Genomic DNA, 25,332 nt, shown 5'->3' with positions numbered 1-25,332 from the left:
GTGCGAGGGGGGTGCGGCGGGCCGGGGCACCGGGGGCATGGGGTGGGCGTGGGCGCCCGGCGGTCGTCGGCCGGGCGCCCGGGGCGCACCGGGAGGCTGACCCCGGGGGTTCGACGACGGCTCGAGCATCACCAGAGGACCGCTGGAATGCCGGAAGCCCGCGCAGCACGTGGCTGCGCGGGCTTCCGGCTCGGGGTGCCTCCTTTCGGGTCAGGCGGTCGCGGCCGCCAGCGGGGCCGAGAGGGCGGTGTGCGCCTCCCGGATCAGGGCGCGGACGTCGTCGGGGCCGGTGGCGGCGCCGTAGACGTAGTAGTCGGGCCGGATCAGCGCGGTGGTCGCGCCGGCGGCGGTGAGGAACGGCAGGTAGACGTCGTCCACGTCGACGACCTCGCCCGTGCCGGCGGTCTCCGGGGCGGTGCCGGCGGGCAGCACCCGGACGGTGTGCGCGCCGAGCCGGCCGAGGACGTCCCGCTCCGCGTCGCCCAGCAGGGTGGCCGGGTCCTCGGTGGTGAGCAGGACGAAGCCGAGGCCGACGACCTCGTCGAACAGCGCGGACTGCCCGGCCCGGGCGACCCGGGCCTGCGGGGAGAGGGAGCCGGCCGGCTTGGCGGGCCTGCCGTTGGCCCCGCGGTGCAGGAAGCCCTTGGTGAGCGGCTGGAGCGGGGAGCGCTGCTGGGACTCGCCGCGGGCGGCGGCGCGTTCGGCGGCGGCCTTCATCACCAGGTCGCGGTCGGCGGCGGCCTTGGGGTCGGTCTGGCAGATGATCCGGCCGAGGTTGACCGACATGGTGATGGCCCACTTGACGTGGGTGCGGCGCTCCTCCTGGTAGTCGTCGAGCACCTGGGGACCGGCAAGCCCGGACAGCAGCGCGTCCAGCCGCCAGGCCAGCGCGCCCGCGTCCCGGAAGCCGGAGGACATGCCCTGCCCGGCGAACGGCGGCATGACGTGGGCGGCGTCGCCCGCGAGCACCAGCCGGCCGCCGTGCCAGCGGTCGGCGTGGCCCGCCCTGAAGCTGTACACGTGGTGGCGGCGCAGCGTGGAGTTCTCGGGGGTGGCGTCGAAGAGCCTCAGCAGCTCCCAGGAGGCCTCGGGGGTGTTCAGGCCCTCGATGGTCTCCCCCGCGACCCGCATGAACTCGTAGCGGCGGTTGCCGGGTCCGGCCGAGACCGAGGTGCGCGGCCGGGCCGGGTCGCAGATCTGCAGGTTGTTCGGCTCGAAGGTACGGCCGTCGTGGTGGACGACGTCGCAGACCAGCCAGTCGTGGGAGAAGCCGAGGTCGGACAGCTCGCTGCCGAGGGCGCGGCGGACGAAGCTGTTGGCGCCGTCGCAGCCGACCACCCAGGAGGCGGTGAACACCCGGGCGTTCCCGTCCCGGTCGACGGCGGTGACCTCGACGGTGTCGCCGTCCTCGGCGAGGGCGGTCACCTCGTGGCCCCGGTGCACGGTGATGTTCTCGAGCCGGGCGCCGCGCGCCTCCATCTCGGCTTCCAGCGCGGGCTGGTACATCGAGGTGGACTCCGGCCAGCCGGCCAGCTTCCGCTCCGCGCCGTCGATGTGCAGCAGCACCTGGCCGTCGGCGTTCCGCCACAGGTACTCGCCGGAGGGCTCGCCGATCCGGCCGACGAGCCCGCCGATACCGGCGGCGGACAGGGTGCGGGCGCCCTCGCCGTCGAAGGCGACGGCCCGCGGCATCGGGTAGGCCTGCGGCCAGCGCTCGACGACGGTGACGGTGCGGCCCCGGCCGGCCAGCAGCAGGGAGAGCAGCTGGCCGACCGGCCCGTAGCCGACGATCAGGACGTCCGCGTGGGAGTGCGGCTGGGTCATCTCAGGCACCCCCGTTCGCGGTCTCGGCCGCCAGCTGCTCGACCAGGTACTCGGCGACGTAGGCCGGCGTCGGGTAGTCGAACAGCAGCATCGGGCTCAGGGAGATGCCGGTCGCCTCGACCAGCCGGTTGCGCAGTTCGACGGCGCTGAGCGAGTTGAAGCCGACCTCGAAGAAGGGGCTGTCGCCGTCGAGTTCGTCGTCGAAGGTCTCGTCCGGGTTCTGCTGGGTGCGGGCGATCTCGGCCTCCGCGGTGATCAGTTCGATCAGGGCGTCGGTCTGCTCCGCCTCGCTCAGCCCGGCCAGCCGCTCCAGCAGCTGCCGCCGGGTCGCCGCGAGCGCCGCCTCCTCGGGCTCGGCGCCGGGCGTGGTCGTCTCGGTCGCTTCCTCGACGGCGGTGATGGTCTCGGTCATGACGGTGCCGGCCTCCAGCCAGTAGTCGCGGCGCTGGAAGGCGTACGTCGGGAGCTCCACCCGACGCGCCTCCTCGGGGAACAGCGCCGTCCAGTCGATGGGGACGCCCCGGGTGAACAGCCCGCCCGCCGCGGCCAGCGCGGTGTGCGCGTCGGGGGCGTCGACACGCTGGGCGGGGACGAAGGCGACGGCGTCGGCGGCGTCGCCCAGGCAGGCGGGCCCGAGCGCGGAGAGCACCGCGCCGGGACCGACCTCCAGGAAGGTGGTGGTGCCGTGGTCGTGCAGGGCGCGCACCCCGTCGGCGAACCGGACGGCGGCACGGACGTGCGTGACCCAGTACTCGGGGTCGGTCAGCTCGGCCGGTGTGGCGATCTTGCCGGTGACGTTCGAGACGACCGGCAGGCGCGGGGTGTCGTAGGCGAGCCCGGCGGCGATCCGGCGGAACTCGTCCAGCATCGGGTCCATCAGCGGCGAGTGGAAGGCGTGGCTGACGGTGAGCCGCTTGACCCGGCGGCCCTGCGCCCGCAGCCGCTCCCCGATCGCCTCGGCCTCCGCCTCGACACCCGACACCACCACGGACTTCGGCCCGTTGACGGCGGCGATGCCGACGCCGTCGGTGAGCAGCGGCAGCACCTCCTCCTCGGTCGCCTGGACGGCGACCATGGCGCCGCCGGCCGGCAGGGCCTGCATCAGCCGGCCCCGGGCGGCGACCAGGCGGGCCGCGTCCTCCAGGCTCCACACCCCGGCGGCGTACGCGGCGACCAGTTCGCCGACCGAGTGCCCGGCCAGGGCCTGCGGGCGCACGCCCCAGGCCTCGTAGAGGCGGTAGAGGGCCACCTCGACCGCGAAGAGGGCGGGCTGGGTGAACTCCGTCCGGTTCAGCTCGTCGGCGTCCACCTCCTTCAGCGGCTTCGGCAGATGCCGGTCCAGCTCCGCCACCACCGCGTCGAAGGCCTCCGCGAAGACGGGGTACGTGTCGTACAACTCCCGCCACATGTCGGGCCGTTGCGCGCCCTGCCCGGTGAACAGCACCGCGAGGCGGCCCTTCGTACGGCTGCCACGCGCGATGCCGGGCGCCGAGGCGTCGCCGTCCGCGAGGGCGCGGACCTTCTCGCGCAGGGCGTCCCGGCCGGCGCCGACGACCACGGCCCGCTCGTCGAAGGCGGTGCGGGTCAGCGCCAGGGAGCGGCCGACGGCGTACGGGGTGACGTCGTCGACCGCGTCGGCGAGGAAGGCGTCCAGGCGGGCGGCCTGGGCGCGCAGCGCCTCGGCGGACTTGGCCGACAGCACCCAGGCGACCGGGCGGGCGGCGTCGGCCGCGGGCTCCGCCGGGGGCTCGTCCGCGGCCTCGGCCTCCTCGATCAGGACGTGGGCGTTGGTGCCGCTGATGCCGAAGGAGGAGACACCGGCGCGCCGCGGGCGGCCCTCCTCACGCGGCCAGGGGCGGGCCTCGGTCAGCAGCTCGACGGCGCCCTCCGACCAGTCGACCTTCGGGGTGGGCTCCTCGACGTGCAGGGTCTTGGGCAGCTGCTCGTTGCGCAGCGCCATCACCATCTTGATGACACCGGCGACTCCGGCGGCGGCCTGGGCGTGCCCGATGTTCGACTTCAGCGAGCCCAGCCACAGCGGCCGGTCCTGCGGGCGGTTGCGGCCGTACGTCGCGATCAGTGCCTGCGCCTCGATCGGGTCGCCGAGGGTGGTGCCGGTGCCGTGTGCCTCGACCGTGTCCACGTCCGCCGGGGTCAGCCGGGCGCTGGCGAGCGCGGCCTTGATGACCCGCTCCTGGGAGGGGCCGTTGGGCGCGGTGAGCCCGTTGGACGCGCCGTCCTGGTTGACGGCGGAGCCGCGGACGACGGCGAGCACCGGGTGCCCGTTGCGGCGCGCGTCCGACAGCCGCTCCAGGACCAGAACGCCCGCGCCCTCGGCCCAGTTGGTGCCGTCGGCGGAGGACGAGAACGCCTTGATGCGGCCGTCGGGGGCGAGCGCGCGCTGGGCGGCGAACCCGACGTACGCGTCCGGCGTGGCCATCACCGCGACACCGCCCGCGAGGGCCATCGAGCACTCGCCGCCGTGCAGCGCCTGCACGGCCATGTGCAGGGTGACCAGGGAGGAGGAGCAGGCGGTGTCGACCGTCACGGACGGGCCGGTCAGGTCGTACAGGTAGGACACCCGGCCGGACAGCACACTGCCGGACTTGCCGAGGCCGAGGAAGCTGTCGACTCCCTCGGGGAGCTTGCGCACCCCGTTGGCGTAGTCGTGGTACATCAGGCCCGCGAAGACGCCGGTGTCGGTGCCGCGCACGGTGTGCGGGTCGATGCCGGCCCGCTCGAACGCCTCCCAGACCAGCTCCAGCAGGATCCGCTGCTGCGGGTCGGTGCCCAGGGCCTCCCGGTCGGAGAGACCGAAGAAGCCCGCGTCGAAGGCGCCGGCGCCGTGCAGGACACCGGCCTCCTTCACATACGTGGTGCCGGGGTGGCCGGGCTCCGGGTGGTAGAGGTTGTCCAGGTCCCAGCCGCGGTCGGTGGGGAAGCCGGAGACGGCGTCGCGTCCGCCGGCCACCAGGGACCACAGCTCCTCGGGCGAGGCGATCCCGCCGGGCAGCCGGCAGGACATGCCCACGATGGCGATGGGCTCCTGGGCGGCGGCGGTGATCCGCTCGTTCTCACGCTTCAGCCGCTCGTTCTCGGTGAGGGAGGCGCGCAGGGCCTCGACGAGCTTTTCGTCGGAAACAGTCATGATCTTCTCTCCCGGTCCGAGACCGAATCAGTTGGTCGCGCCGCTGAGGGCACGGGCGACGAGGCTCTCCACGTCCATGCCGGCGATCAGGTCGTCGCCCGCCGCTTCCGCCGCGGGCGCCTCCTCGGCCGACGGGGCGGGGGCGGGGGCCAGTTCCTCGTGCAGTCGCCGGGCCAGCGCGGCCGGTGTCGGGTGGTCGAAGACGAGCGTCACCGGCAGCCGGACGCCCGTGCGGGCGGCGAGCTGGTTGCGCAGTTCGACCGCGGTCAGCGAGTCGAAGCCCAGGTCCTTGAAGGCCTGGTCGTCCTCCACCTGGTCGGCGCCCGCCAGTCCGAGGACCGCGGCGGCCTGCTCGGCGACCAGCTCCAGCAGGGCCTGGCCGCGCTCCTCGGCCGGCAGGGCGGCCAGCCGCTCCGCGAAGGACTCGGCGGCGGCCGGGGCGGACGCGGCCTGCGCCGACCGGCGGGCCGGGCGGACCAGGGCGCGCAGCAGGGCGGGCGTGGCCGCCTCCGCCGTACGACCGCGCAGCGCCGGGAAGTCGAACCGGGCAGCGACCAGGGCCGCCTCCGGGCCGCGCAGGGCGGCGTCGAAGAGGGCCATGCCGTCCGCGCCGGTCAGCGGACGCATCCCGCTGCGGGCCATCCGCTCGCGGTCGCTGCGGGCGAGGGAGTCCTGCATACCGCCGTCCTGCTCCCAGACGCCCCAGGCGAGCGAGACGGCGGGCAGTCCGGCGTCCCGGCGCAGCTGGGCGAGGGCGTCGAGGAAGGCGTTGGCGGCGGCGTAGTTGCCCTGGCCCGCGCTGCCGACCGTGCCCGCGATGGAGGAGTAGAGCACGAAGGCGGACAGGTCCAGGTCCTTCGTCAGCTCGTGCAGGTTCCAGGCCGCGTCGATCTTCGGGCGGAAGACCTTGTCCAGGCGCTCGGGGGTGAGCGCGGAGATGACGCCGTCGTCGAGGACACCGGCGGTGTGCACGACAGCCGTCGGCTCGACGGACGCGAGCAGTGCCTCCAGGGCCGTGCGGTCGGAGGCGTCGCAGGCCTCGATCCGCACCTCCGCACCCAACTCCGCGAGTTCGTCGCGGAGTTCGGCCGCACCCTCGGCTGCCGGACCCCGGCGGCTGGTCAGCAGCAGCCGTCGTGCCCCGTGCTCGGTGACCAGGTGGCGGGCCAGCAGCGCGCCCAGGGTGCCCGTACCGCCGGTGATCAGGACCGTGCCCTCCGGGTCCAGGCCGCTGAAGTCGCCCGCCGGGGAGGCCTCGGCGCGGGTCAGGCGGAGCGCGGTGACGGCCGAGTCCCGGATGACCAGCTGGGGTTCGTCGGACCCGGCCACGGCGGCGGCGATCTCGGCGGGTGTCGCCTTGTCGTCGGCGTCGACGAGCACGTACTGCCCGGGGTTCTCGGACTGCGCGGACCGCACCAGACCCCAGACGGCGGCGGCCGCCGGGTCGGTGACGCCGGCGACGGCACCGCGCGTGCGCAGGACCAGCTTCGCCGACTCCAGCCGTGGCGTGGCGGACCAGGTCTGTACGAGGTCCAGGGCACGGGCGGCGAGTTCACGCGCCCGCTCGGGGCCCTCGGCGGCCTGCGCCCGGGTGAGGTCGGCAATCACGACGGCGGGCACCTCGGCACCCAACTCGCTTATGTCGCTGTGCAGTTCGGCGAAGGAAGGAGCAGCGCCGGAGACCGTCACGGGGATCCGTTCGACGCGGAACAGGGCGTCGTGGGCGGTCGTGCGGCCGAGGGCGTCCGCTGCCAGCGGCCGGGTCACCAGGCCGCCGACGCCGGCGACCGGGCCGCCGGTGTGATCGGCCAGCTCCAGCAGGATGCCGTCGCCGTCCGCGGGGACGGCCCGCAGCCGGAGGGCGGAGGCGCCGGAGGCGTAGAGGGCGACCTGGTTCCAGGCGAACGGCAGCCGCGTCTCGCCGTCCGTGCCGCTCAGGAAACCGGTGGCCTGGAGGGCGGCGTCCAGCAGCGCCGGGTGGATGCCGAAGCCCTCCGGGGACTGGCCCTCGGGCAGCTCGACCTCCGCGTACAGCTCCTCGCCGCGCCGCCAGACCCGCCGGACGCCCTGGAAGGCGGGGCCGTAGCCATAGCCCGCGGCCGCCTTCCCCTCATAGAAGCCCGCCAGGTCCACCTGCTCGGCCGACGCGGGCGGCCAGGCGGAGAGATCGAACGCCGCGGGCAGCGGCTGCTCGGTGAGGAAGCCGCTCACGTGCCGGGTCCACGGGGTCTCCGGGCCGGCGTCCTGCGGGGTGGCGTACAGGCTGACCGGGCGTCGCCCGTCCGCCGCCGGGCCGCCGACGACGACCTGGATCCGTACGCCCTGCCGCTCGGACAGCACCAGCGGCGCCTCCATGACGAGTTCGTCGACCGCGCCGGCCCCGATCTCGTCACCGGCCCGCACCACCAGCTCGACGAGAGCGGCGCCGGGCACCAGGAGGGTGCCGCCGACGGCGTGGTCGGCGAGCCAGGGGTGCGTACGGACCGACAGCACACCGGTGGACAGCACCCCGCCCGACTCCGGCAGCTCCACCGACGCGCCCAGCACGGCGTGCTCGGCGGCGGTCAGGCCCAGCGAGGCGGCGTCGGAGCGGGTCTCCAGCGGGCGCAGCCAGTACCAGTCGCGCTGGAAGGCGTACGTCGGCAGCTCGGCCCGGCGGCCGCCCGCGGCGAGCGCGCTCAGCCCGGTCGGCAGTCCGGCGGCGAACAGCCGGCCGATGGCCGCCACCGCGCTGTGCGGCTCGGCGGCACCCGTCCGCAGGAACGGCACGAACAGCGCGTCCGAGCCGTCCGCGACACACTCCTGACCCATCGCGGTGAGCACACCGCCCGGGCCCAGTTCGAGGAACGCGGTGACGCCCTGCTCCTGGAGCGCCGGGATCGCGTCGGCGAAGCGGACGGCCTGGCGGACGTGGCGGACCCAGTAGTCCGGGGAGGTCAGCTCCTCGGCGGTCGCAAGCTTGCCGGTGACGTTCGAGACGATCCCCAGGCGGGGCGTGTTGTACGTCAGCCCGGCCGCGACCCGGCGGAACTCCTCCAGCATCGGGTCCATCAGCAGCGAGTGGAAGGCGTGGCTGACCGTGAGGCGCTTGGTCTTGCGACCCTGCGCCTCGAAGACGGCGGCCACGGCCTCCGCGGCGGTGTCGATGCCCGAGATCACCACGGAGTTCGGTCCGTTGATCGCCGCGATGCCGACCTCGTCGGTCAGCAGCGGCAGCACCTCGGCCTCGCACGCCTGTACGGCGATCATGGCGCCGCCGGGCGGCAGGGCCTGCATCAGCCGGCCACGGGCGGCGACCAGGCGGGCGGCATCTGCGAGGCTCCACACCCCGGCGACATGCGCGGCGGCCAGCTCACCGATCGAGTGACCGGCCACGAAGTCCGGCTTGATGCCCCACGACTCCGCGAGCCGGTACAGGGCCACCTCGATCGCGAACAGCGCGGGCTGAGTGAACTCCGTCCGGTTCAGCTCCTCGCCGTCGACCTCCTTCAGCGGCTTCGGCAGATGCCGGTCCAGCTCCGCCACCACCGCGTCGAACGCCTCCGCGAACACGGGGTAGGTGGCGTACAGCTCCTGGCCCATGCCGATCCGCTGGGCGCCCTGGCCGGTGAACAGCACCGCCAGGCGGCCGCTGCCCGCCACGGAGGACGTGCCCTGTCCCTCCGCCAGGGCGCGCAGTCCGGCGATCGCCTCGTCGCGGTCGGCGGCGACCACCACGGCCCGGTGTTCCAGCGCGGCCCGTGCGGTGAGCAGCGACCAGGCCACGTCCCGCAGGTCGGCCGAGTCCTCGGCGAGGTGGTCGGCCAGGCGAGCCGCCTGGGCCCGCAAGGCCTGGGCCGAACGGCCGGAGACCGCGATCGGGAGCGGGCCGGTGAACTCGGGCCGTTCGTCGGCGACTTCCTCGGCGGCCGGTGCCTCCTCGATGACCACGTGGGCGTTGGTGCCGCTCACGCCGAAGGACGACACACCCGCCCGGCGCGCACGCCCCTCCTCCTTCGGCCACGGGCGGGCCTCCGTCAGCAGCTCCACCGCACCCGCCGACCAGTCCACCTTCGGCGTCGGCTCGTCCACGTGCAGGGTCTTCGGCAGCTCCTCGTTGCGCAGCGCCATCACCATCTTGATGACGCCCGCGACACCGGCCGCGGCCTGCGCGTGCCCGATGTTCGACTTCAGCGAGCCCAGCCACAGCGGCCGGTCCTCCGGCCGGTTCCGGCCGTACGTCGCGATGACGGCCTGGGCCTCGATCGGGTCGCCGAGCGTGGTGCCGGTGCCGTGCGCCTCGACCGTGTCCACGTCGGCCGGGGTCAGCCGGGCACTGGCGAGGGCGGCCTTGATGACGCGCTGCTGGGACGGCCCGTTGGGCGCGGTCAGGCCATTGGACGCGCCGTCCTGGTTGACGGCCGAGCCCCGCACCACCGCGAGCACCTGGTGCCCGTTGCGGCGGGCGTCCGACAGCCGCTCCAGGAGGAGCAGCCCGGCGCCCTCGGACCAGTTGGTGCCGTCGGCGGCGGCCGAGAAGGCCTTGGCGCGGCCGTCCTTGGCGAGACCCCGCTGGCGGGAGAACTCGACGAAGCCGTCGGGCGTAGCCATGACGGCGACGCCGCCGGCCAGGGCCATGGTGCACTCGCCGTTGCGCAGGGACTGGGCGGCGAGGTGGATGGCGACGAGGGAGGACGAGCAGGCCGTCTCCACCGTCACCGCGGGGCCTTCGAGGCCGAGGGTGTAGGAGACGCGGCCGGCCGTCGCGCTGCCGGAGTTGCCGATGCCCAGCATTCCCTCCACAGACGGCGGGATGTGCCGTCCGGTGGGGGCGTAGTCGTGGTACATGACGCCGGTGAAGATGCCGATGCTCTGACCGCCCAGCGAGGTCGGGTCGATCCCGGCCCGCTCGAAGGTCTCCCAGGAGGTCTCCAGGAGGATCCGCTGCTGCGGGTTCATCGCGAGCGCCTCGCGCGGGGAGATCCCGAAGAAGGCGGCGTCGAACTCGCCCGCGTCGTGCAGGAATCCGCCGTGCCGGGCGTAGGAGGTGCCGGTGTGGTCGGGGTCGTCGTCGAAGAGGGTGTCGAGGTCCCAGCCGCGGTTGTCGGGGAACTCGGTGATGGCGTCGACTCCGCCGGCGACCAGCCGCCACAGGTCCTCGGGGCCGGTGACGCCGCCGGGCAGCCTGCACCCCATGGCGACGATCGCGATCGGCTCGTGCCGCTCCTCCTCGATCTCCCGGACCCGGCCGTTGGCGCGGCGCAGGTCGGTGAGGGCCTTCTTCAGGTACTCGCGGAGCTTGTCCTCAGTGTTTCCGGAGGTGTTCCCTGGGCTGTTTCCGGGACTGTTGCTCATGTCTGCCTCTGTGTCCTTTCGAAGTTTCGGTGTCGTCCGTTCAGGACAGACCGAGCTCGCTGTCGATGAGGGCGAACATCTCGTCGTCGGAGGCGGTGTCCAGGTCCAGCTGGTCCTCCTCCGGGTCCTGCGAGTCGGGGTGCAGGCTCTCCCACTGCGCGGTGAGCGCCTTCAGCCGCTGGGCGACCAGGTGGGCCTGGGCGACGAGGTCGTCGGCGGCACCGGCCGGGCGGGCAGCCATGGCCCGCTCCAGGCGTTCCAGTTCGGTGAGGACGGAGAGTCCGTCGTCGGTCTGCGGCATCTCCGGCTCCAGTTGTTCCAGCAGCAGCTCGACGAGTGCCGCGGGGGTCGGGTGGTCGAAGACGAGAGTGGCGGGCAGCCGGACCCCGGTGGCCTCGGTGAGCCGGTTGCGGAACTCGACCGCGGTGAGCGAGTCGAAGCCCGCGTCCTTGAAGGCCCGGCCGGTGTCGATCGTGGCCGGGTTGGCCACTCCGAGGACCCCGGCGACCTGCACCCGCACCACGTCGAGCAGCAGCTGGCGCTGCTCCTGCGGGGTGCGGCCGGCCAGCCGCTGGGCCAGCGTCTCGCCGGCCGGGGCCGCCGCCGACCTGGCGCTGCGGCGGGCCGGGGGCCGGACGAGGCCGTGCAGGATCGACGGGACGGTGCCGCCGCCCGCGGCCTGGCCGCGCAGTTCGGCGAGGTCCAGCTTGGCGGGCATGAGCAGCGCCTCCGCCGAGCCGAGCGCGGCGTCGAACAGGGCCAGGCCCTCCGCGTCGGGCAGGCCGAGCATGCCGCCCCGCTTGCCGCGGTCGCGGTCGCCGCCGTCGAGGTGGGCGGTCATCCCGGTCGCCCCGGCCCACAGCCCCCAGGCGAGCGCGGTGCCGGGCAGTCCGGCGTCCCGGCGCAGCCGCGCGAGGCCGTCGAGGAAGGCATTGGCGGCGGCGTAGTTGGCCTGGCCGGGGTTGCCGAGGACACCGGCGGCGGACGAGTAGAGCACGAAGGCGGACAGGTCCAGGTCCTTCGTCAGCTCGTGCAGGTTCCACGCCGCGTCCACCTTGGGCCGCAGCACCTTCGCCAGCCGCTCGGGGGTGAGCGCCGAGACGACTCCGTCGTCGAGGACACCGGCCGTGTGCACGACCGCCGTCAACGGGTGCGCGATCGACTCCAGGAGTGTCCGGAGCGCGGTACGGTCCGCGGCGTCACAGGCCTCGATCCGCACGTCGGCACCCAACTCGGTGAGCCGGTCGCGCAGTTCGGCCGCGCCGTCCGCAGCCGGGCCCCGGCGGCTGGTCAGCAGCAGCCGTCGTACGCCGTGCTCGGTGACCAGGTGCCGGGCCAGCAGGGAGCCCAGGGTGCCCGTGCCACCGGTGATCAGGACCGTGCCGTCCGGGTCGAGGCGGCGGGTGTCGGAGGCGGGTGTCTCGCGGGCCAGGCGCGGGGCGGTGGCCTCGCCGTCGCGCAGCGCCAGCTGCGGCTCGCCGGTGGCGAGCGCGGCCGGCAGCAGGCCGGCGGACGCCTGGTCGGTGTCGACGAGGACGATCCGGCCCGGGTTCTCCGACTGGGCGGTGCGGACCAGGCCCCACACGGCGGTGCCGGCCGGGTCGGTCACGTCCCGGACCGCTCCGCTCGTCCGGACCGCCAGCCGGGACCCGTCGAACCGGGGCTCGCCGAGCCAGGCCTGGAGCGCGACCAGCGTCCGGGCGACCGCCTCGTGGGCGGCCGTGCCGTCGCGGCCCGTCTCCGAGACGTCCAGCAGCAGCAGTTCCGGCACCGACGCGGACTCCGCCAGCGCACGTACGGCGGACTCGTCGGCGACCTCGACCGGCGTCGCCCTGATCTCCGTGGGCAGCATCACCGGGACCCAGTCGACGCGGAACAGGGCGTCGTGGGCCGGGCCGGCCGCCGCGCCGAGCTGGTCGGCGGAGATCTCCCGCATGGCGAGTGTGCCGATGGCCGCCACCGGGGCTCCGGTGTGGTCGGCGAGGTCGAGCGCGAGACCGTCGGCGCCCGACCGGACCGCGCGGACGCGGAGGGCGGAGGCGCCGGAGGCGTACAGGGCGACCTGGTTCCAGGCGAACGGCAGCTTGGTGACGCCGTCCTCGTTCATGCCGAGGAAGCTGGTCGTCTGCAGGGCCGCGTCGAGCAGCGCCGGGTGGATGCCGAAGCCGTCCGGGGACTGGCCCTCGGGCAGGACGACCTCCGCGTACACCTCCTCGCCCTTGGTCCATACGGCCTGGACGCCCTGGAAGGCGGGGCCGTAGCCGTATCCGGCGGCGAGCTGACGGTCGTAGAAGCCGTCCAGGTCGACCTGTTCGGCCTGCGCGGGCGGCCAGCTGCCGAAGTCGAACCCGGCGTCCCGCGTCTGCTCGCTGAGGAAGCCGCTGACGTGCCGGGTCCACTCGGCCTCCGGGCCGGCGTCCTGCGGCGCCGAGTGGACGGCGACCGCGCGCCGGCCCAGCTCGTCGAGCGCCGCCACCGACACCTGGATGCGGACCCCGCCCTTCTCGGGCAGGACCAGCGGTGCCTCGATGACCAGCTCCTCGACCGCGCTGGTGCCGACCTCGTCACCGGCCCGCACCACCAGCTCGACCAGGGCCGCGCCGGGCACCAGGATCGTGCCGCCGACGACATGGTCGGCGAGCCACGGCTGGGTGCGCGCCGACAGCAGTCCGGTCGCCAGCACCCCGCCCGACTCGGGCAGCGTCACCCATGCCCCGACCAGCGGGTGGTCGGCGCCGGTGAGCCCGAGGGAGGCGGCGTCGCCGCTGCCGCCCCAGACCTGCGGCCAGTACCACTCGCGCTGGAAGGCGTACGTCGGCAGCTCCACGCGGCGCGCGCCGGTGCCGTCGAACAGCGCCTTCCAGTCGACCGCGCGGCCGGCGGCGTACACCGTGCCGAGCGCGGACAGCAGCGCCTCGGCCTCGCCCCGGCCGCGCCGCAGCAGGGTGGCGAGCCGGATGTCGGCATCGTCCAGGATCTCCTGGGCGAGGGCGGTGAGGACCCCGTCGGGGCCCGCCTCCAGGAAGGTGGTCACGCCCAGTTCGTGCAGCGCGGCCACACCGTCGGCGAAGCGCACGGCGTCCCGCACATGCCGCACCCAGTAGTCCGGGGACGTCAGCTCCTCCGCCGTCGCCAGCTTGCCGGTGACGTTCGAGACGACGCCGATGCGCGGGGTGTTGTACGTCAGCCCGGCCGCGATCTGCCGGAACTCCTCCAGCATCGGGTCCATCAGCAGTGAGTGGAAGGCGTGGCTGACCGTGAGGCGCTTGGTCTTGCGGCCCTGCGCCTCGAACGCGGCGGCCACGGCCTTCGCGGCGGCCTCCTCGCCCGAAACCACCACCGACGTAGGCCCGTTGATCGCCGCGATCCCGACCCCGTCGGTCAGCAGCGGCAGCACCTCGGCCTCGCACGCCTGTACGGCGATCATCGCCCCGCCCGCCGGCAGCGCCTGCATCAGCCGGCCACGGGCGGCGACCAGGCGGGCGGCATCTGCGAGGCTCCACACCCCGGCGACATGCGCGGCGGCCAGCTCACCGATCGAGTGACCGGCGACAAAGTCGGGCTTGACGCCCCAGGATTCCGCGAGCCGGTACAGGGCCACCTCGATCGCGAACAGCGCGGGCTGAGTGAACTCCGTCCGGTTCAGCTCCTCGCCGTCGACCTCCTTCAGCGGCTTCGGCAGATGCCGGTCCAGCTCCGCCACCACCGCGTCGTACGCCTCCGCGAACACGGGGTAGGTGGCGTACAGCTCCTGGCCCATGCCGATCCGCTGGGCGCCCTGGCCGGTGAACAGCACCGCCAGGCGGCCGTCGACGGTCGCCGGGCCGCTGTCGGTGGCGGCGAAGGCGCGCAGTCCGGCGATCGCCTCGTCGCGGTCGGCGGCGACCACCACGGCCCGGTGCTCCAGGCTCGCCCGGCTGTCGACCAGCGACCAGGCCACGTCCCGCAGGTCGGCCGGGTCCTCGGCGAGGTGGTCGGCCAGCCGGTCGGCCTGGGCCTTGAGGGCCTGCACCGAACGTGCGGAGACGACCAGGGGCAGCGGCCCGGTGAACTCGCCGCGCTCGACGGGCCGTTCCTCGACGGCCGGGGCCTCCTCGATGACCACGTGGGCGTTGGTGCCGCTCACGCCGAAGGAGGAGATGCCCGCGCGGCGCGCATGCCCTTCCTGGTGCGGCCAGGGCCGCGCCTCCGTCAGCAGCTCCACCGCACCCGCCGACCAGTCCACCTTCGGCGTCGGCTCGTCCACATGCAGGGTCTTCGGCAGCTCCTCGTTCCGGAGCGCCATCACCATCTTGATCACGCTGGCCACACCGGCGGCGCCCTGCGAGTGGCCGATGTTCGACTTCACCGAGCCGAGCCACAGCGGGTCGCGGTCGTCGCGGTCCTGGCCGTAGGTGGCGAGGAGCGCCTGGGCCTCGATCGGGTCGCCGAGGGCCGTGCCGGTGCCGTGTGCCTCGACGGCGTCCACGTCGGCCGGGGTGAGGCCGGCGCCGGCGAGGGCCTGCTTGATGACGCGCTGCTGGGAGGGTCCGTTGGGCGCGGTCAGGCCGTTGGACGCGCCGTCCTGGTTGACGGCCGTGCCCCGCACCACCGCGAGTATCTGGTGCCCGTTGCGGCGGGCGTCCGACAGCCGCTCCAGGAGGAGCACGCCGACGCCCTCCGACCAGGCCGTGCCGTCCGCGCCGGCGGAGAACGCCTTCACCCGGCCGTCCTTGGCGAGACCCCGCTGGCGGGAGAACTCGATGAAGGTGTCCGGGGTGGCCATCACCATCGCGCCGCTCGCCAGCGCCATCGAGCACTCGCCGCCGCGCAGCGCCTGTACGGCCATGTGCATCGCGACGAGGGACGAGGAGCAGGCGGTGTCGACGCTGAGCGACGGGCCTTCGAGGCCGAGGGTGTAGGAGACCCGGCCGGAGGCGACACTGCCCGCGGTGCCGGTCAGGCGCAGCCCCTGGAGTTCGGCGGGGGCCTGCTGGAGGCGGACGGTGTAGTCGTGGCTGATGATGCCGGTGAAGACACCGGTGTCGGTGCCGCGCAGGGCGGCCGGGTCGATACCGGCCCGCTCCAGCGTCTCCCAGGTGACTTCGAGCAGGAGCCGCTGCTGCGGGTCCATCGCCAGCGCCTCGCGCGGGGAGATCCCGAAGAAGCCCGCGTCGAACTCGCCGACGTCGTGCAGGAACGCGCCCCGGTCGACGTACGACTTGTCGACGGCGTCCGGGTCCGGGTCGAAGAGGGTGTCCAGGTCCCAGCCGCGGTTGTCGGGGAAGCCGCCCATGACGTCGACGCCCTCGGCGACCAGCCGCCACAGCTCCTCGGGGCTGGTGACCCCGCCCGGGAAGCGGCAGCCCATGGCGACGATCGCGATCGGCTCGTCGGTGTCCGTGGGGTGCCGGCGGGTGGTCGCGACGGCCGTCGCCGGCCGCTCCTCGATGCCCAGCTCGGTGCGGATGTGCCGGGCCAGGACGGCCGGGGTCGGGTAGTCGAAGACCACCGTCGCCGACAGCCGCACACCGGTGGCGGCGGAGAGCCGGTTGCGCAGTTCGACCGAGGTCAGCGAGTCGAAGCCGGCGTCCTTGAAGGCCTTCTCGCCGTCGATGGTGTGGGCGGCGGAGTGGCCGAGGACGGTCGCGGCCTGGCCGCGGACCAGGTCGAGGAGGTGCTGCTCCTGCTCCTCCGGTGACAGCGCCGCCAGCTCCTGGACCAGTGAACCGGTGGACGCCTGGCCGGACTTGGCGGCCTGCCGGGTCTGCCGGACCAGCCCGCGCAGCAGCAGCGGCACCGGGTTGCCCGCCGCGCGGGCCTGGAGCCCGGCGAGGTCGAGGCGTGCCGGGACCAGCGCGGCCTCGGGCGAGCGCAGACCCGCGTCGAAGAGGGCGTTGCCGATCTCGGCGGTGATGCCGAGCATGCCGTCGCGCTTGTTGCGCTGGAGGGCTGCGCTGTCCAGGTTCTCGGTCATGCTGCTGGTCTCGGACCAGAAGCCCCAGGCCAGCGAGGTGCCGGGCAGGCCGAGCGCGCGGCGGTGCCGGGCGAGGCCGTCGAGGTAGCCGTTGGCGGCGGCGTAGTTGCCCTGGCCGGGGTTGCCGAAGACGCCGGAGGCGGACGAGTAGACCACGAAGGCGGACAGGTCCAGGTCCTTCGTCAGCTCGTGCAGGTTCCAGGCCGCGTCCACCTTGGGCTGGAAGACCCTGGCCAGCCGCTCGGGGGTGAGCGCGGAGATCACGCCGTCGTCGAGGACACCGGCCGTGTGGACGACCGCCGTCAGCTGCTCGATCGACTCCAGCAGCGCCTGGAGCGCCGTACGGTCCGAGGCGTCGCAGGCCTCGATCCGGGCATCGGCGCCCAAGTCGGCCAGTTCGGCGAGGAGTTCGTCTGCTCCTTCGGCTGCCCTGCCGCGCCGGCTGGTCAGCACCAGACGCCGTACGCCGTGCTCGGTGACCAGGTGCCGGGCGACCAGGCGGCCCAGGGTGCCGGTGCCGCCGGTGAGCAGGACGGTGCCCTCCGGGTCGAGGGGGCGCGGCACGGTGAGGACGACCTTGCCGATGTGGCGTGCCTGGCTGACGAACCGGAAGGCCTCGGGGGCCTTGCGGACGTCCCAGACCCTGACCGGCAGCGGGGCGAGCGCGCCCTGCTCGAACAGGTCGACCAGGTCGGCCAGGATCTCCTGCACCCGGTCCGGGCCCGCCTCCACCAGGTCGAACGCCTGGTAGGCGACGCCGGGGTGGGCGGCGGCGACCTCGTCCGCGTCGCGGATGTCGGTCTTGCCCATCTCCAGGAAGCGTCCGCCGCGCGGCAGCAGGTCGAGCGAGGCGTCCACGAACTCGTGGGCCAGCGCGTCCAGGACGACGTCCACGCCACGGCCCTCGGTGACCTCGAGGAACCGCTCCTTGAAGGCGAGGTCGCGGGAGTTGCCGATGTGCCGCTCGTCGAGGCCGTTCGCGCGCAGCGCGTCCCACTTGCCGGGGCTGGCGGTGCCGAAGACCTCGGCGCCCGCGTGCCGGGCCAGCTGGACGGCGGCCATGCCGACACCGCCGGCGGCGGCGTGGACGAGCACCGACTCGCCCGCGCTCAGCCCGGCCCGGTCGAACAGACCGTAGTAGGCGGTGGTGAAGACGATCGGGACACTCGCCGCCTGCTCGTACGTCCACCCCGCGGGCATCCGCACCAGGTGGCGGTGGTCGGCGAGCGCCTGCGGTCCGAAGCCGTCGCGGAGCAGGCCCATCACCCGGTCGCCGGGCTTGAGCGAGGTCACGCCGGGGCCGGTCTCCAGGACCACGCCGGCGCCCTCGCCGCCGAAGTGCGCCTTGCCCGGGTACATGCCGAGCGCGATCAGCACGTCCCGGAAGTTGAGCCCGGCGGCGCGGACGGCGATCCGGACCTGGCCCTCGGCGAGCGGTTCGCCCAGCTCGGGGCTGGGCAGCAGCGCCAGGTTCTCCAGGGTGCCGGTCTCGGTGACGTCCAGGTGCCAGGCGTCGGTGCCGGCGGGGACGGGCAGCGCGTCGGAGGCCGTGGCGCGGGCCAGGCGGGGGGCGGTGACCCGGCCCGCGCGGACCGCCAGCTGCGGCTCGCCGGTGGCGAGGGCGGCGGGCAGGGCGGCGCGGGAGGCGGGCTCGTCGTCGAGCGCGACGACGGTGATCCGGTCGGGGTTCTCCGACTGGGCGGAGCGCAGCAGGCCCCAGACGGCCGAGGCGGCCGGGTCGGTCAGCGGGTCCCGGGTGAGGACGACCAGACGCCGGTCCTCGTGTTCGAGGTGGTTCTGGAGTGCGGCGAGCACCCGGGCCGTCAGGTCGAGGGCACCCGCGGGGCCTTCGGCGACGCCGGTCGGCTCGGTGAAGTCGGCGATGACATCGTCGGTCTCGGCCGCGCCGTCCTCCGTCGCCACCGGCGTCCAGTCGACCAGGAACAGCGCGTCGTGGACCGGTGTGCGGGCGGCGCCCAGCTGGTCCGCGGCGACCGGGCGCAGCACCATCGAGCCGATGGCCGCGACGGGGGCGCCGGACGCGTCGGCCAGCTCCAGGGAGACCCCGTCGGAGCCCGCCGGGACCGCGCGGACCCGCAGGGCGGAGGCGCCGGAGGCGTGCAGGGCGACCTGGTTCCAGGCGAACGGCAGCCGGGTCTGCTCGGCGTCGGCCTCCTGGCCGGGGCAGAACGTGCTGGACTGGAGGGCGGCGTCCAGGAGCGCCGGGTGCAGTCCGAAGCGGGCGGCCTCGGCGGCCGACTCCTCGGGCAGCGCGATCTCGGCGAACACCTCGTCGCCGCGCCGCCAGACCTGCCGTACGCCCTGGAAGACGGGCCCGTACTGGAGCCCGGCGGCGGCCCGGCCCTCGTAGAAGCCGTCCAGGTCGACCTTCTCGGCCCGCTCGGGCGGCCAGGCGGTGAAGTCGAACGCTGCCTCCTGCGGCTGCTCGGTGAGGCTGCCGGTGACGTGCCGGGTCCACGGGGTCTCCGCTCCGGCGTCCTGCGGGGTCGAGTACAGGCTGACGGTCCGTCGTCCGTCCTCGGCGCCGCCGACGACGACCTGGATACGGACGCCGTTCCTCTCCGGCAGGACCAGCGGGGCCTCGATGACCAGCTCTTCCACCGCACTGGCGCCGACCTCGTCACCGGCCCGCACGACCAGCTCGATCAGCGCGGCGCCCGGGACCAGGACGGTGCCCGAGACGGCGTGGTCGGCCAGCCACGGGTGGGTGCGCAGCGAGAGCAGGCCGGTGGCCAGCACCCCGCCGGAGTCCGGCAGCGGGGTGATCGCGCCGAGCAGCGGATGCCCGGCTCCGGCGAGTCCGGCACCGGAGACGTCGGCCGCGCCGCCGGCGTCCTCCAGCCAGTAGCGCTCGCGCTGGAAGGCGTACGTCGGCAGCTCGACCCGGCGGGCGTCCGTACCGGCGAACACGTTCTCCCGGTCGATCGCCACTCCGTGCTCGAACAGCCGGCCGAGGGCGGTCATCGCGGCCCGGGGCTCGGGCACGCCGCCGCGCAGCAGCGTGACGAACGCGGTGCCCTCGGCGTCCGGAAGGCAGCCCTGGGCGAGGGCGGTGAGCACCCCGTCGGGGCCCGCCTCCAGGAAGGTGGTCACGCCCAGTTCGTGCAGCGCGGCCACACCGTCGGCGAAGCGCACGGCGTCACGGACGTGACGGACCCAGTAGTCCGGGGAGGTGAGTTCCTCCGCCGTCGCCAGCTTGCCGGTGACGTTCGAGACGACGCCGATGCGCGGGGTGTTGTACGTCAGTCCCGCCGCGATCTGCCGGAACTCCTCCAGCATCGGGTCCATCAGCAGCGAGTGGAAAGCGTGGCTCACCGTCAGACGCTTGGTCTTGCGGCCCTGCGCCTCGAACGCGGCGGCGACCGCTTCCGCGGCGGCCTCCTCGCCCGAAACCACCACCGACGTAGGCCCGTTGATCGCCGCGATCCCGACCTCGTCGGTCAGCAGCGGCAGCACCTCGGCCTCCGTCGCCTGTACGGCGATCATCGCCCCGCCCGCCGGCAGCGCCTGCATCAGGCTGCCGCGCGCGGCGACCAGGCGGGCCGCGTCGGCGAGGCTCCACACCCCGGCGACGTGCGCGGCGGCCAGCTCGCCGATGGAGTGACCGGCGACGAAGTCGGGCCGGATGCCCCACGACTCGGCCAGCCGGTACAGGGCGACCTCGATCGCGAAGAGGGCGGGCTGGGTGAACTCGGTCCGGTTCAGCTCGTCCGCATGCTCGACGTTCTCGAACATCACGTCCTTGAGCGGCTTGGGCAGATGCCGGTCCAGCTCCGCCACCACCGCGTCGAACGCCTCCGCGAACACGGGGTAGGTGGCGTACAGCTCCTGGCCCATGCCGATCCGCTGGGCGCCCTGGCCGGTGAACAGCACCGCCAGGCGTCCGTCGGCGGCGACCGTTCCGCCCTCGCCGTCGGCGATCAGCCGCAGTCCGGCGATGGCCTCGGTCAGGTCATCGGCGACGACGGCCGCGCGGTGCTCCAGGGCGGCGCGGGAGGCGAACAGCGAGTGGGCGACGTCGAGCAGGTCGGCGGGCTCCGAGGCCAGGTGGTCGGCCAGGCGGGCCGCCTGGGCGCGCAGGGCCTGCTCGGAGCGGCCGGACACCACCAGAGGAAGCGGGCCCGTGAACTCGCCGCGCTCCACGGGCGGTTCCTCGGCGGCCGGTGCCTCCTCGATGACCACGTGGGCGTTGGTGCCGCTCACGCCGAAGGACGACACACCCGCCCGGCGCGCACGCCCCTCCTCCTTCGGCCACGGGCGGGCCTCGGTCAGCAGCTCCACCGCACCCGCCGACCAGTCCACCTTCGGCGTCGGCTCGTCGATGTGGAGGGTCTTCGGCAGCTCCTCGTTCCGGAGCGCCATCACCATCTTGATGACACCGGCGACACCGGCGGCGGCCTGGGCGTGCCCGATGTTCGACTTCAGCGAGCCGAGCCAGAGGGGACGGTCCTGCGGGCGGTTCCGGCCGTACGTCGCGATCAGTGCCTGTGCCTCGATCGGGTCGCCGAGCGTGGTGCCCGTACCGTGCGCCTCGACCGTGTCCACGTCCGCCGGGGTCAGCCGGGCACTGGCGAGGGCCTGGCGGATCACCCGCTCCTGGGACGGGCCGTTGGGCGCGGTCAGGCCGTTCGACGCGCCGTCCTGGTTGACGGCGGAGCCGCGGACGACGGCGAGCACGGGGTGCCCGTTGCGGCGCGCGTCCGACAGCCGCTCCAGCAGGACGACGGCGACGCCCTCGGACCAGGCGGTGCCGTCGGCGGAGGCGGAGAAGGCCTTGGCGCGGCCGTCGACGGCGAGGCCGCGCTGGCGGGAGAACTCGACGAAGACGCCGGGGGTCGGCATCAGGGCCGCGCCGCCCGCGAGGGCCATGGAGCATTCGCCGCCGCGCAGCGCCTGCACGGCGAGGTGGAGGGCGACGAGGGAGGACGAGCAGGCCGTGTCGACGGTGAGGGCGGGGCCCTCCAGGCCGAGGGTGTAGGAGACCCGGCCGGAGGCGACGCTGCCGGCGATGCCGATGCCGAGGTAGCCCTCGGTGCCCTCGGGGACCTGGTGGATGTCCGAGCCGTAGTCGTGATGCATCAGGCCGCTGAAGACGCCGATGTGCGAGCCGCCCAGCGAGGTCGGGTCGATCCCGGCCCGCTCGAAGGTCTCCCAGGAGGTCTCCAGGAGGAGCCGCTGCTGCGGGTCCATCGCGACGGCCTCGCGCGGGGAGATCCCGAAGAACCCGGCGTCGAAGTCGGCGATCTGCGGCAGGAATCCGCCGTGCCGGGTGTACGAGGTGCCGGGGTTGTCGGGGTCGGGGTGGTAGAGCCCGTCCAGGTCCCAGCCGCGGTTGTCGGGGAACTCGCTGACGGCGTCCACCCCGTTCGCGACCAGCCGCCACAGGTCCTCCGGGGTGACCGCGCCGCCGGGCAGCCGGCAGCCCATCGCGACGATCGCGATCGGCTCGTCGGAGACGGCGAGTTCGGGCAGCTCGGCCGGGGAGTCGTCGGACGGGGAGCCGATCAGCCGTCCGCGCAGATAGGCGGCGACCGCGACCGGCTTGGGGTGGTCGAAGGCGAGGGTGACCGGCAGGTGGAGTCCGGTGTCCTCGGTGAGGCGGTTGCGCAGTTCCACGGCGGTGGCCGAGGTGAAGCCCAGCTCCTTGAAGCTGCGGGCCGGGTCGAAGGAGGTCAGACCGGTGATGGCGCGGACCTGGGTGGCGACCAGCTCCAGCAGGGCGCGGTCCTGCTCCGCCTCGGGCAGCCCGGCCAGACGCGCGCGCAGCGCGTCGGTGGAGTCCTCGTCGGGCGCGGCGGCCGTGGTGGTGGGGGCGTCGACGACGTCCTCGAACAGCGCGGGCAGCGCGTCGGCCGCGAGCGGATCGAGGCGTACGGCGGTCAGCTGGGGCTGGGCGACGGTGTGCGCGGCGTCGAACATCGCCAGCGCCTCCTGCGTGCCCAGGGTGCCGGTGCCCGCCGGGGCCGGGGCCGGGGCGGTGTCGGCGGTGCCGTCCCAGGGGCCGAGCGCGAACGACAGCGCGGGCAGGCCGAGGGCGTGGCGGTGGCCGGCGAGGGCGTCGACGGCCGCGGCGGCAGCGGCGGCGGGGCCGTGGCCCGGGGCGCCGAGCAGGCCGTCCGCCGGGGGCACCAGGACGAAGGTCGCGAGGGTGGAGTTCTTGGTGAAGTCGTGCAGGGCGAGGGCGCCTTGGACGGCCTGGCGGCGGCCGCGCTCGGTGTCCAGGTCCTCGCGGCCGGCGGTGTGCACGATCGCGGTGACGGGGGCGGGGGCCTTCGGGAACACCTTGGCGAGGGACTTGCGGTCGGCGACGTCGGCCGCCTCCAGGCGTACCTCGACGCCCGCGCGGGCGAGGTCGTCGCGCAGGGCGACCGCGGCGGCGTCCTTGCGGCCGCCCCTGCTGACCAGCAGCACCCGGCGCGCCCGGTAGACGGCGACGAGGTGGCGGGTGAGGTGCTCGGCGGCGACCCCGTCGGCGCCGGTGACCAGGACGGTGCCGCTGGTGTCGGGGGCGGCGGCGCGGGCGCCGGGGGCGGTGGCGGCCGCGGCGCGGACCAGGCGGGGGCGCAGCACGACACCGTCGCGGACGGCGGTCTGCGGCTCGCGGGAGGTCACGGCGAGCGCGAGGGCGGCGGCGAGGCGGGGCTCGTCGGACTCCTCGTCGGCGCCGAGGTCGAGGATCAGGAACCGGTCGGGGTGGGCCGACTGGTAGGTGCGGACCAGGCCCCAGACCGCGGCGTGCGCGAGCCCGTCGAGGGCGTCGTCGGGGCCGGTGGCGACGGCGTCGCGGGTGGCGAGGACCAGCGGCACACCGGCGGTGCGCGGCTCGGCGAGCCAGGCGTCCAGGGTCTCGGTGAGCCGGGCGACCAGTGCCTCGGCGGCCTCGGCGCGGCGGGCCGCTCCGGTGCCGTGGGTGTCGTCGCCGAGCAGCAGCACGGCCACGTCGGGTGCGTCGGCGCCGCCCGCGAGTTCCTCGGTGAGGGCGTCGAGGGCGTCGATTCCGCAGGTGGCGTCGACATCGGCGAGCGCGGCGAGGCCGCCGAGCGAGAGGTGGGTGTCGACGGTCTGGCCGAGGGCCTCCAGGGCGGCGGCGAGTCCGGTGCCGTAGATGTCGCCGGCCAGCGCCCAGCGGGCGGGGGCGGCGGGCGGGGCGGGCACGGAGGGCAGCGGCAGCCAGTCGGTGCGGAACAGGGAGGCGTAGCGGCCGTCGCCGGAGGCGCGCAGCCGGGCCGGGCGCTCCAGAAGCACATGGCGCATGATCTTGCCGGAGGCGGTGCGCGGGACGCGCTCGACCTCGTACAGCTCCTCGGGGACCTTGTAGTACGCCAGGTTCTCCCGGCACACCTCGAACAGCCGCTCGAGGTCCAACCCCTGGGGTCCGGGGACCAGGAAGGCGACCGGGACCTCGCCGAGCACGTCGTGCGGGCGGCCCGCGACGGCGACGTCGGCGACGCCGGGCACGGTCCGCAGCACTTCCTCCACCTCACCGGGGTGGATGTTCTCGCCGCCGCGGATGATCAGCTCCTTGATGCGGCCGGTGACGGTGAAGTAGCCCTGCTCGTCGCGGCGGGCCAGGTCGCCGGTGCGGAACCAGCCGTCCTGGAGGGCCTCGGCGGTGGCCTCGGGCTGGTTGTGGTAGCCGACCATCACGCTGGCGCCCTTGACCCAGACCTCGCCCTCCTGCCCCACGGGCACGTCCTCGCCGGTGTCGGGGTCGACCAGGCGGACGTCGAGACCGGGCACGGGCAGACCGCAGGAGCCCTCGACGCGGGCACCGGTGGGCCAGTTGATGGTGATGGAGCCGCAGGTCTCGGTGGAGCCGTAGGCGTCGAGCAGCGGCGCGCCGAACGTCTCCTCGAAGGCGCGGCGCAGCTCGGCGGTGGTGATGGCGCCGCCGACCAGGCACATCCGCAGCTCGGGGGCGGTGAACCCGCGTTCCCGGGCGGCCTGGACGAGGTAGTGGTACATCGTCGGCACCCCGGCGAGGAAGGTGGCGTTCTCCTCGCGTACGGCGTCCAGGATCTCCCCGGCGGAGAAGCCGTCGACGATCCGGGCGGTGGCGCCGACGGCCGTCACGGTCAGCACGCAGACGATGTGGGCGAGGCTGTGGAACAGCGGCAGCGGCCAGACGACCCGGTCCTCGTGGGTGAGGCCGGGGATGGGGGCGTAGCAGGCGGCCACCGACGTCAGGCAGTTGCGCTGGGTGGACAGCACGCCCTTCGGCTTGCCGGTGGTGCCGGAGGTGTAGAGCATCCAGGCGACGTCGTCGAGCCCGAGGTCGTCGCGGGCGGGCTCGGCGGGCTGGGTCTCGGCGAGGGTCTCGAAGTGGACGGTCCCGGCGGGTGCGCCGACCGGTATGCCCTCGTCGCCGGTGACGACGACCTTCAGCTGCGGCCGCTCCGCCACGAGCCGGGAGACGACCTCCAGCTGCGCGGGCTCGGTGATCAGGACGCGGGCGCCGCTGTCGTCGAGGAGGTAGGAGAGTTCGGCCTCGGTGAGGCGCGGGTTGAGGGGGACGCCGATGGCCGCCGCACGGGTGATCGCGAGATAGCTCTCGACGAACTCCACACTGTTGCCGTGCAGGATCGCGGCCCGGTCGCCCGGTTGCAGTCGCAGGCCGGCCAGGTGACCGGCGAGCCTTCGAGTGCGGGCCTCCAGTTCGGCATGGCTCACACTCCGCCGCGCATCGCGGTACGCGACCTTGGCCCCGAAGCGATCGGCGTTCGCCCTCAGCAACTCGGGCACCGGCCGGATCAATTCGGTTCGCAGCATGGCGGACACCTCTCGTCGAGTGAAAGACTTCTGCAGCGGAGCCACCAGCGTCACATTTCCGCCGCCGATCGGATCCACTAAGAACCCCCCTAAGAAGGCCCTGTGTTGGCGCGTGACCGTGTGCCGGAATAGGGGGCTGTGACTCAATGCGAAGGTAATTGGCCCTGATCAAGAGCCACGCCGGTAAAGGCGATTCGAATGGAGCTGGCGATGATCTCGACTTCCCGTCCTCGTAATCAGGTCCCGGAGACTCCTGAGGTTCCTGTGATTACCGGAAGGA

At 74.3% G+C, this 25,332-nt stretch carries 3 protein-coding genes and 1 pseudogene; all 4 read right to left on the bottom strand.

The window, feature by feature from the left end; genetic code table 11:
- Positions 1–210: 210 nt before the first annotated feature.
- A complete protein-coding gene (gene mhpA, locus ACZ42A_RS28010) occupies positions 211–1,824 on the bottom strand; it encodes a bifunctional 3-(3-hydroxy-phenyl)propionate/3-hydroxycinnamic acid hydroxylase MhpA (RefSeq protein WP_468530041.1) in 1,614 nt (537 codons plus the stop codon).
- Between the two features lie 43 nt (positions 1,825–1,867).
- Positions 1,868–4,975, bottom strand: a pseudogene (locus ACZ42A_RS28005) (type I polyketide synthase); the annotation flags it as partial.
- A 24-nt stretch (positions 4,976–4,999) separates the two neighbouring features.
- Complete coding sequence (locus ACZ42A_RS28000) at positions 5,000–10,306, bottom strand: SDR family NAD(P)-dependent oxidoreductase (protein ID WP_468530040.1); 5,307 nt, start codon at positions 10,304–10,306, stop codon at positions 5,000–5,002.
- 40 nt (positions 10,307–10,346) lie between these two features.
- Positions 10,347–25,052 carry an SDR family NAD(P)-dependent oxidoreductase gene (locus ACZ42A_RS27995; RefSeq protein ID WP_468530039.1) on the bottom strand — a complete coding sequence of 4,902 codons (14,706 nt, stop codon included), beginning with the start codon at positions 25,050–25,052 and terminating at the stop codon, positions 10,347–10,349.
- Positions 25,053–25,332 lie beyond the last annotated feature (280 nt).

This window comes from Streptomyces sp. NPDC030838 (assembly GCF_055572035.1).
This window is presented reverse-complemented; position numbering and strand designations above follow the sequence as displayed.

Bases quoted from the DNA above. Each gene is read 5' to 3' on its own strand.
- mhpA (WP_468530041.1), bottom strand. From the start codon at position 1,824: ATGACCCAGCCGCACTCCCACGCGGACGTCCTGATCGTCGGCTACGGG.
- ACZ42A_RS27995 (WP_468530039.1), bottom strand. From the start codon at position 25,052: ATGCTGCGAACCGAATTGATCCGGCCGGTGCCCGAGTTGCTGAGGGCG.
- ACZ42A_RS28000 (WP_468530040.1), bottom strand. From the start codon at position 10,306: ATGAGCAACAGTCCCGGAAACAGCCCAGGGAACACCTCCGGAAACACT.